A 13134-nucleotide genomic window follows, 5' to 3' on the forward strand; every position below is an offset into this window, starting at 1 on the left:
GTCAAATGTTGTAAGAGTTCGTTCATGGAATTGATGAATGGGAGGTTTTAAGATGGATATTAATAAAATGACAGAGAGAACCCAACAGGCGTTTATTGGCGGGCAGGAACTAGCCAAGGATAGGGGAAATCCGGAACTGACGGAGCTTCATTTATTAAAAACCTTAATGGAACAGGACGAGAGTTTATTAATTAGAATTTTATCTGATTCCGATAAAACGGTCAGTCGTTTTGAAATAGAGCTAAATAAGGAACTTAATAAATTGCCGGAAGTGAGCGGCAGTGTTGCTCAGGTATATATGTCAGCTTCCCTACAACAGTTATTGACGGTTGCAGAAAAAGAAATGCAAGTGTGGGAGGACGAATATTTATCCGTCGAACACATCCTGTTGGCGTTGTTAAAGGAAAAAAAACCGAATATAAACAGGCTGTTTTCAACTTGTGGAATAGATTACGATAAAGCAAAACAAGTTATACACGATATAAGGGGGAATCAACGAGTGACTAGTCAAAATCCAGAAAGCACATATGAAGTCCTAAAAAAATATGGCAGAGATCTCGTTGCTGAAGTTAAATCGGGGAAGGTTGATCCTGTCATCGGGCGTGATACGGAAATTCGCAATGTCATCCGGATTCTATCACGAAAGACGAAAAATAATCCAGTATTGATTGGGGAACCTGGGGTAGGTAAAACAGCGATTGTCGAAGGATTGGCGCAAAGGATTGTCAGGAAGGATGTCCCGGAAGGACTAAAAGACAAAACAGTTTTTTCACTTGATATGAGTGCTCTTGTTGCCGGGGCCAAATTCCGTGGTGAATTTGAGGAACGTTTAAAAGCTGTACTGAATGAAATTAAAAAGAGTGATGGTAAAATTCTTTTATTCATTGACGAATTGCATACAATTGTAGGAGCAGGCAGAACGGATGGCGCACTTGATGCAGGGAATATGTTAAAGCCGATGCTTGCGCGTGGTGAGCTGCACTGTATCGGTGCAACAACCCTGGATGAATATCGCCAGTATATTGAAAAGGATCCCGCTCTAGAACGCCGTTTCCAGCAAGTTCTCGTTCCCGAGCCAGATGTGGAAGATACTATTTCAATATTGCGCGGATTAAAGGAACGGTTTGAAATTCACCATGGCGTCAGGATACATGATCGGGCGATTGTTGCTGCCTCTGTCCTTTCCAACCGTTATATAACGGAGCGATTTTTACCAGATAAAGCGATTGACCTAGTGGATGAAGCTTGTGCGATGATCAGAATGGAAATTGATTCAATGCCTTCAGAGCTAGATGAAATTACAAGAAAGGTTATGCAGCTCGAAATTGAAGAAGCCGCCTTGAAGAATGAAGAGGATCCTCAAAGTAAAGCAAGGCTAGGTGTACTCCAAAAAGAACTTTCAGAACTTAAGGATCAAGCGAATAGCATGAAAGCAAAGTGGCAAATGGAGAAATCTGCGCTTCAAAAAGTACAGGACCAACGTGAAGAGCTCGAGAAGCTTCGTCATGAACTGGAACAGGCAGAGAATGACTATGACCTCAACAGGGCTGCTGAACTACGGCACGGAAGGATTCCACAGCTTCAAAAAGAATTGGACGCTATGGAAGATGAATTGGAAAAGGAAAAGCAGGAATCACGATTGCTTCGCCAAGAAGTGACGGAAGAGGAAATCGCATCGATTGTTGCGAGGTGGACGGGTATTCCGGTAAGCAAGCTGGTGGAAAGTGAAAGAGAGAAGCTGCTTCGTCTTTCGGAAATTCTTCACGAACGCGTAATAGGCCAAGGAGAAGCGGTGGAACTTGTATCTGATGCTGTTTTACGGGCTAGGGCAGGAATTAAGGATCCAAACAGACCGATTGGTTCGTTTATTTTCTTGGGACCGACCGGAGTGGGTAAAACTGAACTGGTCAAAGCGTTGGCAGAAACGTTATTCGATAGTGATGAACATATGATTCGAATCGATATGTCGGAATACATGGAGAAACATTCCGTTTCCCGACTAGTCGGTGCGCCTCCTGGATATGTTGGTTTTGAGGAGGGCGGACAACTAACCGAAGCTATTAGAAGAAACCCATACTCCGTCGTGCTACTGGACGAAATTGAAAAGGCACATCCGGAGGTCTTCAATATTTTGCTGCAAATGTTGGATGACGGACGTATAACAGACTCCCAAGGTAGAACTATTAACTGTAAAAATACGGTTATTATCATGACATCCAATATTGGCTCCCATTTCTTGTTGCAGTCCAACCGTAGCGATGGAGCCATTGAAGAAGAAATAAAGGATCAAGTGTTCAAAGAATTAAGAGGACATTTCCGCCCTGAATTTTTGAATCGAGTAGATGACATTGTGTTATTCAAACCGCTTACTCAACATGAAATCGTTGGAATTGTAGAGAAAATGGTTCAGCAATTACAAGTGCGGTTAACTGAACAAAATATAAATCTCCACGTCACCGAAGCGGCTAAGGAATTCATTGCCGAACAAGGGTATGATCCGGTATATGGGGCAAGACCGCTTAAGCGATTTATTCAAAAGCATTTGGAAACAAAAATCGCTCGCCGAATTATAGCGGGGACAGTTGAAAACGAAGAAGGAATCACGATTGATTATGTTCATAACGAATTAGTACTAATCTAAAGTTTATGAAATGTAGTTTAATCAAAAGCAAAGAACGGTATAACAAAAAGGACATCCCCAAAGGATGTCCTCTTTTGCTTCTTAATGTTGATGAGAGTCTTTTGTTGGCCCAGCAGGCATAACAGCAGGGATAATACATATTAGAATAGCCGCAGCGATTCCTAAAATTGTTCCCTGTGCAGCATCGTATGAAACTCCGATCATGGAAGAAACAACATATACAGTCATATGCACTAATAAGAATGTCCAAAAAATTGTCCAAGCATAACGCATCGAATTTCACCTCATTCCACTACATTCATTTTTATCTTACCATAATTAATATACAGTTAAAACGGCTTTTTCATAATAACCATTAAATAATTAAATACAGTATAACAAAGGTAATCTTTTCTGACAGATGGGTTGGGATTGAAAAGAAAAACGATAATATTTCGAGATCTTCACGAAATTATTCCACCTTGATTAATTTATGAAAAGAAAATAGGCGTCTCCCCTGACCTTTTCAATATTTCAACATAAATTAAGTAGTAGTAGTATTTGTAGGAATATTCCTTAAAGGAGTTTAAAAGATGGAACTGGAACAGCGAACTTTTCAAATTGATGACCAATGGAGTATCGTCTATTATCCGGAGCAGCCCAGTGGTTTTTCCGTAATGGTAATCGGAGACCGTAGTCATTTTGTCGAAAAAGACAGCAGCTTTTGGCTCCAGCATCCTGGCAGGTTACGAATATTGGAGTATTTAAAAGAATGCGGATACACACTATTTTCATCCAATTTCCACGGAGCCAGCTGGGGTAGTCCAAAAGCTCTTGATCTTTCCCTTAAACTATATATTCTCTTCATGAAAAAGGAAATAGTCAATCAAAGGTTTCATGTGTTGGCAGAGGGGACAGGCGCACTTCTCGCATTAAGGCTAATGAATGAACTAGGAAGTAAAATACGTTCTGTCGTTCTTATTGATCCGGTTTTTTCATTGAAAGCACAACTGGAAAAAGAAAAGGAAAATAAGTTTTTTTATAAAAAGTGGTTGACTGAGGTTTCGGCTGCTTATGAGATGAACCCAGCCGAATGTGAACAGCATATTCTGGATTCTGAAGATCCGTTAATTGCGGAGAATATCCCTGTAAAAGTAATTCAGGTTTTTGGAAGCTTGCGTAAAGAACAAGCCTCCTTTTATCGGCAAATCCAACTGGCTAGAAAGGCTGACTTGCAGCTAACTTATTTATTACCTGAAAAACGCTATAAAATACCTTATCAAATTCAGAAGTTTTTTAATGAGAATGAAGAGTCTTTATAAGAGTGGATATATTTTCACAATAGTTTGCATACGATACAGCATCTAAAAAAACTTGACGTGCCGGATGAAGCGAGCTTGATGGCATACGAGGAGGCTGTATTTATGCAAACATTCATTGTCATTGGCTCTTATCAATTTGTAGGTTTCTATGTGACCCAATATTTATTGAATCAGGGCGAAGAGGTAATCGGAATTGATTGGACAGATTCCCAAGCAAGTCAGTGTATTATAGAAGAAAAGGAACTTGAAATTGGTCGAAGTGCTAATTATATATATTTTCCGATAAATAAACTTAGATTATTAGATATTTCCCAGCAGGACACTGTTTTTATATCTTGTTACGATATTAGAAAAGGTAAAATAGGTAGAATCAATTGTCTTATAGACGATATCGTTTTCTTTCTTGAGAAATGCAAAAAAAATGGCTTAGATAAAACGCCAAATATTGTGATTCTCATGCCTGTTGAAGACGATGTGGAGGATTTTCAGTCAATAATAACCTCAATTGAAGGAATTGCTTCTGTTAAAATCATATTTTTACCGACGATTTATGGCCCCTGGCAACCAGAAAGCATGTGCTTTGAAGCCGGAATCAACCAACTTGAACAATCAGCTATCAAAGCTACGCTTGCTCGTGAATATACCGAGGATGCGCTCTTTATTACTGATTTTGTGAACGCTTTAGAAAGAGTTGCTACCTTATCAGATAGAAACATCCAGCTGTGCAGCAGTATAGATGATCACTGGAATAAATGTGCCAAGTTTATTTTTGGAGAAAGTATTGATTACTTATTTATTCAACCAGCAACTAAGATAATAAAAGGGACCGTCTTTGAGGTGCAAAGTAAAACGGGTCCAGAAGAAGGTGTTTCCTTACAAAGGAAACATAATAAACGATTAAACTTACTTAAAAAGTGGAGAATGCGTGATTAAAGAGAGCCTTTGGTTAAACTCTAGAAGCACTGTTAAAAAGGGTGCGAGTAATTCAAGAAACTAAAAACATGAATATCAAATCCTATTTTAGGTAAATGTATATGACAAGGAAGGTACAGTATCAATAGACATTAATTCTAGGAAAAATCCAAAACCTGTTAATTTGGCCTGTATCTTATATGCCTCATACTTTAATGAATGGAATAAAACTATCAGGAAATTCATTTTTTAATGTCTGTGCCTTTACGAAAGGGCTACGGGGAATTATGATAATAATGAGATATTCTTTAAGTGAAAAAATGATTATCTGGTAAATTATCAAGTAGATAAGGAGGCAACTAAAAATGAGTTCAGATAAAACACTTGAATTTATGGGAATCGCTATGAAATACTTCCCGGAGGCTAAAGCAAAGCTGGAGGCAAATGGAATTCCTTTTTCAATGGATATGGCAGAGCCGTTCATGGACCTGTTTAAAAAAGTTATGCAAGAAGCTTATGAGCTTGGAAAACAAGATGCTCAGCGTTAATTAAGCTTAGGCTGTCCAGTCATGCGGACAGCCATCATTTTTTTCAGTTAATCTTTGTTTAAGAACTTGGTAATCAATGGGTTCATTTTCTGAATGGTTGGTTTGTATTGGTCATATAATCCCATTAATGTTTCTACGCTCACCATCAATTGCATGTAGTCAACTTTTGATTCCTCCTTTTGGAGTTCAGGCTCCGCTTTTCTACCAAACATCAAATCCGAAAAATGATCATCTTGTGTACTTCGATTGTTGCGAGTGAAAATGTCCATAATAAATTCCTCCTTTTTTCTATAATGTATGTCTATAAAACACCTTGGCGTAGGCCCTTGTCCGATTCAAGAAACAGATTCTTTTATACTTTCAAACTGTTAGCTCTTGCAAGGAAGAGTTTTTTTATATAAAATTAGTACCAGGTAATAATAGATGATGATAATTATTTATTAAAATAAATAAGGGGATGGCAAAATGAACGCTGGAATATTAGGGCTTGGACGCTACTTACCCGAAAAAATCGTTACAAATGCGGATTTAGAGAAAATCATGGACACTTCTGACGAGTGGATTCGGACTAGAACAGGTATCGAGCAAAGAAGAATAGCCGATGATAATACAAATACTTCTGATATGGCTTATGGAGCGGCAAACGCTGCATTGATAAATGCAGACATCTCAGCGGACGAGATAGATTTAATTCTTGTAGCTACCGTGACACCTGATCAGTCGTTTCCTTCTATTGCTTGTATGATTCAGGAGAAATTAGGAGCAAATAAGGCGGCTGCTATGGATGTTAGTGCTGCATGTGCTGGCTTTATGTATGCGATGATTTCAGCACAGCAATTTATTCAGTCAGGTGCTTATAAGCATGTGTTAATTGTTGGTGTTGAAAAGCTTTCAAAAATAACCAATTGGGAAGACCGCAATACTGCTGTCCTATTTGGGGATGGAGCGGGTGCTGCTGTCCTTGGGCCTGTTGCAGAAGGAAAAGGGATTCTTTCCTTCGAATTAGGTGCAGATGGAACTGGTGGTAAGCATTTATTACAGGAAGGAGATTATATTTCCATGAACGGACGTGAAGTGTTTAAGTTTGCTGTCCGTCAGATGGGAGAATCTAGCCTGAATGTACTTGATAAAGCGGGATTGACAAAAGAAGATGTGGATTTACTTGTCCCTCATCAAGCCAATATTCGAATTATGGAAGCTTCGAGGGAACGTTTGGGACTGCCAGTTGAAAAAATGACAAAAACCGTTCATAAATATGGAAATACCTCTTCAGCATCGATTCCGATTGCTCTTGTAGAAGAAATGGAAGCGGGCAGGATTAAGGAAAATGACCTAATCGTCATGGTCGGTTTTGGAGGAGGACTCACTTGGGGAGCAATTGCTCTAAGGTGGGGGAAATAAAAATAGAAAACAAAAAAATCGTACGAGTTTTATAACAGGAAGGAGCCATTTCTAATGACTAATCGCCGTGTTGTTGTAACAGGTATTGGAGCAATCTCTCCAGTTGGTAATGATGCAGAAACTGGATGGAAGAATATAATTGAGGGGAACTCAGGGATAGGGCCATTAACACGCTTGAATGCTGATGATTTCCCTGTAAAAGTGGCTGCTGAAATAAAAGACTTCGATATTGAGACATATATCAATCGTAAAGAAGCGCGTAAGATGGACCGTTTTACGCATTATGCCATTGCTGCATCAGTTATGGCATTAAATGATAGTAAGCTAGAAATAACAGATGAAAATGCCACACGTGTTGGTGTTTGGATCGGTTCAGGTATTGGTGGACTAGAGACGCTTGAAACACAACATGAAAACTTTTTAAATAGAGGCTATAAGCGTGTAAGTCCATTTTTCGTGCCAATGATGATTCCGGATATGGCTGCTGGCCAGGTTTCTATCTTACTAGGAGCTAAGGGAATCAATTCTTGTACGGTAACAGCTTGCGCAACTGGAACAAATTCAATTGGTGACGCGTTTAAAGCAATTCAACGTGGCGATGCCGATGTAATGATCACAGGTGGTGCCGAAGCGCCGATCACGAAAATGTCGGTTGCAGGCTTCTGTGCGAACACGGCTTTATCGACAAATCCTGATCCAAAAACGGCAAGCCGTCCTTTTGATGCAAACCGTGATGGGTTTGTAATCGGAGAAGGAGCTGGGGTAATTATTCTTGAAGATTTAGAACATGCATTAAACCGTGGAGCCAAGATTTATGCTGAAATAGCTGGATATGGATCGACTGGAGATGCTTTCCACATTACGGCTCCAGCGCCTGGTGGAGAAGGCGGAGCAAGAGCGATGAAGATTGCGATTGATGATGCAGGTTTGAAACCGGAAGACATCCAATATGTAAACGCCCATGGAACAAGTACGCCTTACAATGATAAATATGAAACGATGGCAGTCAAAGAAGTCTTTGGTGACCATGCATATAAACTTGCATTAAGCTCTACAAAGTCAATGACTGGACATATGTTAGGGGCGGCAGGTGGAGTCGAAGCAATTTTCACCATTCAGGCAATCAGAGACAGCATTTTGCCACCGACTATTAATATTGAAACACCGGATTCTGAGTGTGATTTGGACTATGTGCCAAATCAAGCAAGGAAAAGTGAAATTAATGCGGCCATCAGCAATTCACTTGGGTTTGGCGGACATAACGCAACTATTCTTTTCAAAAAATATCAATAATTAATGTTAAGAGCAAATCTTTAGAGATTTGCTCTTTTTTTGTTTGTGATGGTCCATGGATCGAAGCGGTTACCTTCATTGATAGAAAGCTTTGTTTCATTCTTAAACATGTATAGGGAAATAATATGTGTCACCCGCAATTATAAAATCATACGATAGTTAAAAGAGGCGGGGGTGTATGGGATGGGTGTTATTTCAACAAATGAATGGTTGAAGAAGGATTTCGACCGCCCGGTTCAGATGATGGACAGACTGAAAGATAAATTCAACAACAATATTAATGGAGATATGATTTATCGCCACTTACAAAAGCACGGCATGTATTCTCCAAATCAAAAAACGAAAAATACATGGGGAAACTTAACAGAAAATAATGTTTGGGAAAAGACACAAAGCCTTTTTACTTCTTATAAGAAGTTATGGGAAGGGCCAGACGTTCCCATTTATATCTTTCCTCTTATGTCTTCAGGTATGTGGAAGCAATCTATTGAAACGAAATCAGGATTGGCCTTTGAAGATAAATTGTTTCTTTTTTATGACAATGGTATAGCGGAAAGGGAAATGGAGGCCCTTTTGATTCATGAATATCATCATGTTTGTCGATTACACCAATTGAAAAAAGAACAGAAAGATTATACACTTCTCGATACGATGATTATGGAAGGGCTCGCTGAAAGAACTGTTTGTAAATATTTAGGAACGAAATATTTAGCGAAATGGACAAAGTTATATCAGGAAGACAAACTCCGGGGATTTTGGAGTAAGCACTTAAAAGAAAAGCATACCATAAAGCGTACAGACCCACTTCATGATGTTCTTCTGCTGGGGAAGAAGGGGTATCCGTATATGCTAGGATACTGTACAGGATACTATCTGGCGAAGAATGCTGAAAAACTCTCTGTAAAAAAATCATTCATTATCCAATCTGAAGAATTCTTAACAGAAAAGAACTAATTTATACGTTCTATTTTTCTTAATCTGTTTTCTAGAATAGGAATAAAATGTCTGGTTCCTGCCTATACTGATTGACAAACAGAAATTTGTTTAAGTGAGGGATGAATGATGTTATATCTTCATGATGTATGGGTTAATTGGTTTGAAGGAGAAGAAAACGGCTATAATATTTGTCATTTTCATGAATGGAGGAAGGATGATGGGATCGAGCTATTAGATCAAGTTCCTCTGTTGAAAGTCTCAGCAACACTCTTCCACTACATAGAAAATGACTTATCAGAATTACCTAAGCCATTGCTTAGCGATGTCTATCAAAAAGCGTATGCAAGGAAAAACCATGAACGAATTCAGCTTGACTATTGTTTTATCGTTACCGATGGAAATGGAATTCTAGCTGTAGATACAATAGGTTATCATATTCCGATTCGGAAAAGCAGAATAATTCCTCGGCAGGAACAAATTGTTTATGACATGATAGAAAACCATGATGAGATGGATTACACTTTTACTGAAAAACCTACATCTGAGAAAGAATATCATATTTTATCGCCGTCACCCTTATTTATGAATGGATTGACAAGAAAAGAAAGACAGCTAAAGCAGCTTCTATTCATGGCCATGGATCAATTATTTACAGCGAAAAACACTGCTGAAATCCGTTATTGGTATACAGAATGGGCTCCAGAAAAATATGAGAGCATTCAAGAAATGGATTTTCAAATAGCTTGGCTTGAGTTATATGAGGAAATGAAGGAAGGCTGGTCAGAGAAACACCTACAACTATGCGAAAACTTAGTAAAGGGGCAGCCATTTTTTGAAAAGCTTTGGCAAGTAGAGACAGGAGATAGTCCATCAATATTATAGGAGCATTTAACATTCTTAAAAAGAAAAGACGATCCGATTAGGATCGTCTTTTCAGACTGTAGACAAACTCGATGAAAATCGAGTTTGTCTACAGTTTTTTTGAGGGGTTGTAAAAATTCGAAAGTTGATTTCCACTGCAGGCACTCGCTTTCCGCGGGCGGTCAGGGAGCCTCCTCGGCGCCTTTGCGCCTGTGGGGTCTCCCTTGGACACGCTTTTCCCGCAGGAGTCTCGCACCTTCCGTTCCAATCAACTTTGTTTTAACAATTAGAAATAAACACTTTTTCCTACAGTCTTTTTTGTTTTAATATAGGAGTATTAAAACTTGAGGTGATGACGATGCTTTCGAAACATAATTCTATTCAGCGAGATCAACTTGAAATGATTACTTTGGATCAACTGGTGCCAGCGAACCATTTGGTTCGTAAAATTGAGGGGGCCATTGACTTCACTTTCATTTATGACTTGGTGAAAGAGATGTATTCAGAGATAGGCCGCCCAAGTATTGATCCAGTTATTTTAGTTAAATTGACATTCATTCAATATACCTTCGGTATTCGTTCGATGCGTAAAACGATTGAAGAAGTTGAAACGAATATGGCTTACCGTTGGTTTTTAGGTTACGGTTTCCATGATAAAGTACCTCACTTCTCAACGTTCGGGAAAAATTATGAGCGTCGCTTTAAAGATACAGACCTGTTTGAACAGATTTTTTATCGTATCTTAATGACAGCCTCAGAAAGAAAGTTAATTAGTGCAGAGCACGTATTCGTTGATTCAACACATGTGAAAGCCAGTGCGAATAAGCGGAAATTCGAAAAGAAAATCGTTCGTAAGGAAACACGAGCATATCAAGGACGCCTTCAAGAAGAAATAAATCAAGATCGTGAAAACAATGGAAAGAAGCCTTTTCCACCGGATAAATTTGATAAAGAAGAAACCAAAGAAATTAAAGAAAGTTCAACTGACCCTGAGAGTGGCTACTATGTAAAAGATGAACGAACAAAACAGTTTGCCTATTCATTTCATGCGGCTGCAGACCGCAACGGTTTTGTGCTGGGGACGATTGTAACACCAGGAAATACGCATGATAGTCATATCTTAGAGCCTCTTGTTGAACAAGTGATTGAGAAAGTTGGAAAACCTGAAGCTGTTGCCGCAGATGCAGCTTACAAAACACCAGCCATTACAAGCTACCTTTTTGGGAAAGAAATCACACCAGCTTTACCCTATACACGTCCACGAACAAAAGAAGGGTTCTTTCGCAAGCATGACTATGTTTACGATGAACATTTTGATTGTTATCTCTGCCCATCGGGCGAGATTTTAAAGTACTCAACAACAAATAAAGAGGGCTATCGCGAGTACAAATCACCCAAACACACTTGTGCGACATGCTCATTTTTATCACAGTGTACAGTAAGCAAAGACCATCAAAAAGTGGTGACACGCCATATCTGGCAAAATTATATGGAAGAAGCAGATCATCTGCGTCACCACAAGGATGTAAAACCTATATATGCGAAACGCAAAGAAACAATAGAGCGTGTATTCGCAGATGCAAAAGAAAAGCATGGTATGCGTTGGACTACTTTAAGGGGACTTAAAAAATTGTCGATGCAGGCGATGCTTACATTCGCTGCCATGAATTTAAAGAAGATTGCCAATTGGACATGGCAAGGTCCAATAATGGCTTAATAAAGTGGGCTCGTAGAGGCCCAATCTCTTAATCTTGATCAAAATTCAAAGGGAATTTCAAAAGGGGTCCAGAATTAAAACATTCTGGACCCCTTTTGTCTACAAACTGAAAAGACGATCCGATTAGGATCGTCTTTTTCTTTTATCTTTTTCTGCCAAGCCCCATACCGTTATACATTTTTCTGATCATTTTATTCGCTTCAATGTTCGCTTTTTCTGCACCACGGTCAAGAAATTCATCCAATTCAGGAGAATCAATTAATTTGTAATAGCGCTCTTGGATTGGTAAGATTTCTCCAAGTACTACTTCAGCTAAATCACTCTTAAAGTCTCCGTAACCCTTTCCTACGTATAATTCTTCAATTTCGGGGTAGGTTTTCCCGCTAAAGATGGAGTAAATGGACATTAAGTTGGAAACCCCAGCTTTGTTTTCCTTATCATAACGGACAATACCCTCGGAATCGGTAACCGCGCTCTTGATGTTTTTTTCGATTTGCTTTGGATCATCCAATAGGGCAATCGTGGCCTTTTTGTTAGAATCTGATTTACTCATTTTCTTAGATGGTTCTTGAAGCGACATTATACGCGCCCCTGCCGTCGGAAGGCTGATTTCCGGAATCTTGAAAATCTCGTTGTACTTATTATTGAATCGTTCAGCTAAATCACGTGTTAATTCAAGATGCTGTCTTTGATCTTCGCCGACAGGAACAACATCTGTACTATAAAGAAGAATATCGGCAGCCATCAGCGGAGGATAGGTCAGCAGTGCTGAAGAAACCCCTTCTTTACCGGCTGATTTGTCTTTAAATTGAGTCATACGCTCAAGTTCGCCAATATAAGAGATACTTTGTAATATCCAGCCTGCTTGAGCATGCGCAGGTACCTCTGATTGAATAAAGATTGTATTCTTTTCCGGATCGAGGCCAATAGCCAAATATAAAGCGGCTAATGTTTTAATGTTTTTTCTTAATTTAAGACGATCTTGTGGAACTGTAATTGCATGCTGGTCAACGATACAAAAGAAACAATCATATTCATTTTGTAAGTTAACAAATTGTTTCATTGCTCCGATATAATTCCCTAAAGTAACGGAACCGGATGGCTGAATGCCGGAGAAAATCCTTTTCAACTGCTAGTCACTCCTCTAAATACGTTTATTAAGTAAATGGATATTCGCTCTTCATTATTGTAAAGGATAAATAGAAAATGAAGCCACTTTTTTTGAAAGTAACTGGCGCCTTATTAAGATAGGAAAGCGCTCATTTATATCTCGTGGAGGGGACGTTTTGAAGTGATCACTTCGTGTATCGACGTCATCCCAGAAATACGAATTGTCCACTATAAATGTATTTTAGCATTTATTCATATTAAATGTATAATCGAAACAGCATAAAGACTATTATCGAGCCCATGAAAGGAAATTTTATTTCCTTCTATAACCATTCTGAATTATATAAGACGATTTCAAGAATGTGAGATTGTTTTTTATTTTTCAATGTGTAGACGATTTTGGGGAAGGATACA

At 38.9% G+C, this 13134-nt stretch carries 12 protein-coding genes; 9 read left to right on the top strand and 3 right to left on the bottom strand.

All coding sequences use genetic code 11. The annotated features are described in order from the left end of the window. Positions 1 to 52 precede the first annotated feature (52 nt). Positions 53 to 2641 carry an ATP-dependent chaperone ClpB gene (clpB, locus tag RE409_RS06820; RefSeq protein ID WP_201181844.1) on the top strand — a complete coding sequence of 863 codons (2589 nt, stop codon included), beginning with the start codon at positions 53 to 55 and terminating at the stop codon, positions 2639 to 2641. Between the two features lie 81 nt (positions 2642 to 2722). Here the strand turns inward: clpB and RE409_RS06825 are convergent, their stop codons facing one another. Continuing rightward, positions 2723 to 2914 carry a YjzD family protein gene (locus RE409_RS06825; protein WP_053344988.1) on the bottom strand — a complete coding sequence of 64 codons (192 nt, stop codon included), beginning with the start codon at positions 2912 to 2914 and terminating at the stop codon, positions 2723 to 2725. Positions 2915 to 3213: 299 nt separating this feature from the next. Here RE409_RS06825 and RE409_RS06830 point away from each other — a divergent pair, with 299 nt between their 5' ends. The 3 genes from RE409_RS06830 to RE409_RS06840 all read left to right on the top strand — a co-directional run bounded on the left by RE409_RS06830 (position 3214) and on the right by RE409_RS06840 (position 5402). Then, positions 3214 to 3942, top strand: a complete 729-nt coding sequence (locus tag RE409_RS06830) for an alpha/beta hydrolase (RefSeq protein WP_201181842.1) — start codon at positions 3214 to 3216, stop codon at positions 3940 to 3942. Between the two features lie 102 nt (positions 3943 to 4044). Continuing rightward, positions 4045 to 4875 (top strand): Rossmann-fold NAD(P)-binding domain-containing protein, encoded by an 831-nt coding sequence (locus tag RE409_RS06835; protein ID WP_201181840.1) that lies wholly within the window; start codon positions 4045 to 4047, stop codon positions 4873 to 4875. Between the two features lie 344 nt (positions 4876 to 5219). Further along, positions 5220 to 5402, top strand: a complete 183-nt coding sequence (locus RE409_RS06840; RefSeq protein ID WP_053344991.1) for a ComZ family protein — start codon at positions 5220 to 5222, stop codon at positions 5400 to 5402. Between the two features lie 47 nt (positions 5403 to 5449). Here RE409_RS06840 and RE409_RS06845 read toward each other — a convergent pair whose 3' ends face one another. Then, positions 5450 to 5671, bottom strand: coding sequence for a hypothetical protein (locus RE409_RS06845; RefSeq protein ID WP_053344992.1), 222 nt, complete (start codon positions 5669 to 5671; stop codon positions 5450 to 5452). A 196-nt stretch (positions 5672 to 5867) separates the two neighbouring features. Between RE409_RS06845 and RE409_RS06850 the strand changes: the two genes are divergently transcribed. The 5 genes from RE409_RS06850 (at position 5868) to RE409_RS06870 (ending at position 11610) form a co-directional block, all read left to right on the top strand. Then, positions 5868 to 6803 carry a beta-ketoacyl-ACP synthase III gene (locus tag RE409_RS06850; protein WP_201221667.1) on the top strand — a complete coding sequence of 312 codons (936 nt, stop codon included), beginning with the start codon at positions 5868 to 5870 and terminating at the stop codon, positions 6801 to 6803. 54 nt (positions 6804 to 6857) lie between these two features. Further along, complete coding sequence (fabF, locus tag RE409_RS06855) at positions 6858 to 8096, top strand: beta-ketoacyl-ACP synthase II (protein ID WP_201181836.1); 1239 nt, start codon at positions 6858 to 6860, stop codon at positions 8094 to 8096. Between the two features lie 183 nt (positions 8097 to 8279). Beyond that, entirely contained in the window at positions 8280 to 9050 is a 771-nt protein-coding gene (locus RE409_RS06860; RefSeq protein WP_201249886.1) for a DUF2268 domain-containing putative Zn-dependent protease, read from the top strand. Positions 9051 to 9158: 108 nt separating this feature from the next. Further along, positions 9159 to 9914 carry a YjbA family protein gene (locus RE409_RS06865; protein ID WP_053344996.1) on the top strand — a complete coding sequence of 252 codons (756 nt, stop codon included), beginning with the start codon at positions 9159 to 9161 and terminating at the stop codon, positions 9912 to 9914. 337 nt (positions 9915 to 10251) lie between these two features. Continuing rightward, the gene (locus RE409_RS06870) at positions 10252 to 11610 is read left to right on the top strand and encodes an IS1182 family transposase (RefSeq protein WP_309558760.1); all 1359 of its coding nucleotides are present in this window, start codon (positions 10252 to 10254) and stop codon (positions 11608 to 11610) included. A gap of 142 nt (positions 11611 to 11752) precedes the next feature. Here the strand turns inward: RE409_RS06870 and trpS are convergent, their stop codons facing one another. Further along, positions 11753 to 12739: a tryptophan--tRNA ligase gene (gene trpS, locus RE409_RS06875; protein ID WP_201254361.1), complete on the bottom strand. Its 987-nt coding sequence runs from the start codon at positions 12737 to 12739 to the stop codon at positions 11753 to 11755. Positions 12740 to 13134 lie beyond the last annotated feature (395 nt).

Origin of the sequence: Peribacillus sp. R9-11 (genome assembly GCF_031345095.1) — a bacterium.
GTDB lineage: Bacteria > Bacillota > Bacilli > Bacillales > DSM-1321 > Peribacillus > Peribacillus butanolivorans.

What these genes read in the sequence shown, in the direction of transcription:
- RE409_RS06840 (WP_053344991.1), top strand. Translation starts at nt 5,220, where the DNA reads ATGAGTTCAGATAAAACACTTGAATTTATGGGAATCGCTATGAAATAC.
- RE409_RS06830 (WP_201181842.1), top strand. Translation starts at nt 3,214, where the DNA reads ATGGAACTGGAACAGCGAACTTTTCAAATTGATGACCAATGGAGTATC.
- RE409_RS06865 (WP_053344996.1), top strand. Translation starts at nt 9,159, where the DNA reads ATGTTATATCTTCATGATGTATGGGTTAATTGGTTTGAAGGAGAAGAA.
- clpB (WP_201181844.1), top strand. Translation starts at nt 53, where the DNA reads ATGGATATTAATAAAATGACAGAGAGAACCCAACAGGCGTTTATTGGC.
- RE409_RS06860 (WP_201249886.1), top strand. Translation starts at nt 8,280, where the DNA reads ATGGGTGTTATTTCAACAAATGAATGGTTGAAGAAGGATTTCGACCGC.
- RE409_RS06835 (WP_201181840.1), top strand. Translation starts at nt 4,045, where the DNA reads ATGCAAACATTCATTGTCATTGGCTCTTATCAATTTGTAGGTTTCTAT.
- RE409_RS06850 (WP_201221667.1), top strand. Translation starts at nt 5,868, where the DNA reads ATGAACGCTGGAATATTAGGGCTTGGACGCTACTTACCCGAAAAAATC.
- RE409_RS06825 (WP_053344988.1), bottom strand. Translation starts at nt 2,914, where the DNA reads ATGCGTTATGCTTGGACAATTTTTTGGACATTCTTATTAGTGCATATG.
- RE409_RS06845 (WP_053344992.1), bottom strand. Translation starts at nt 5,671, where the DNA reads ATGGACATTTTCACTCGCAACAATCGAAGTACACAAGATGATCATTTT.
- RE409_RS06870 (WP_309558760.1), top strand. Translation starts at nt 10,252, where the DNA reads ATGCTTTCGAAACATAATTCTATTCAGCGAGATCAACTTGAAATGATT.
- fabF (WP_201181836.1), top strand. Translation starts at nt 6,858, where the DNA reads ATGACTAATCGCCGTGTTGTTGTAACAGGTATTGGAGCAATCTCTCCA.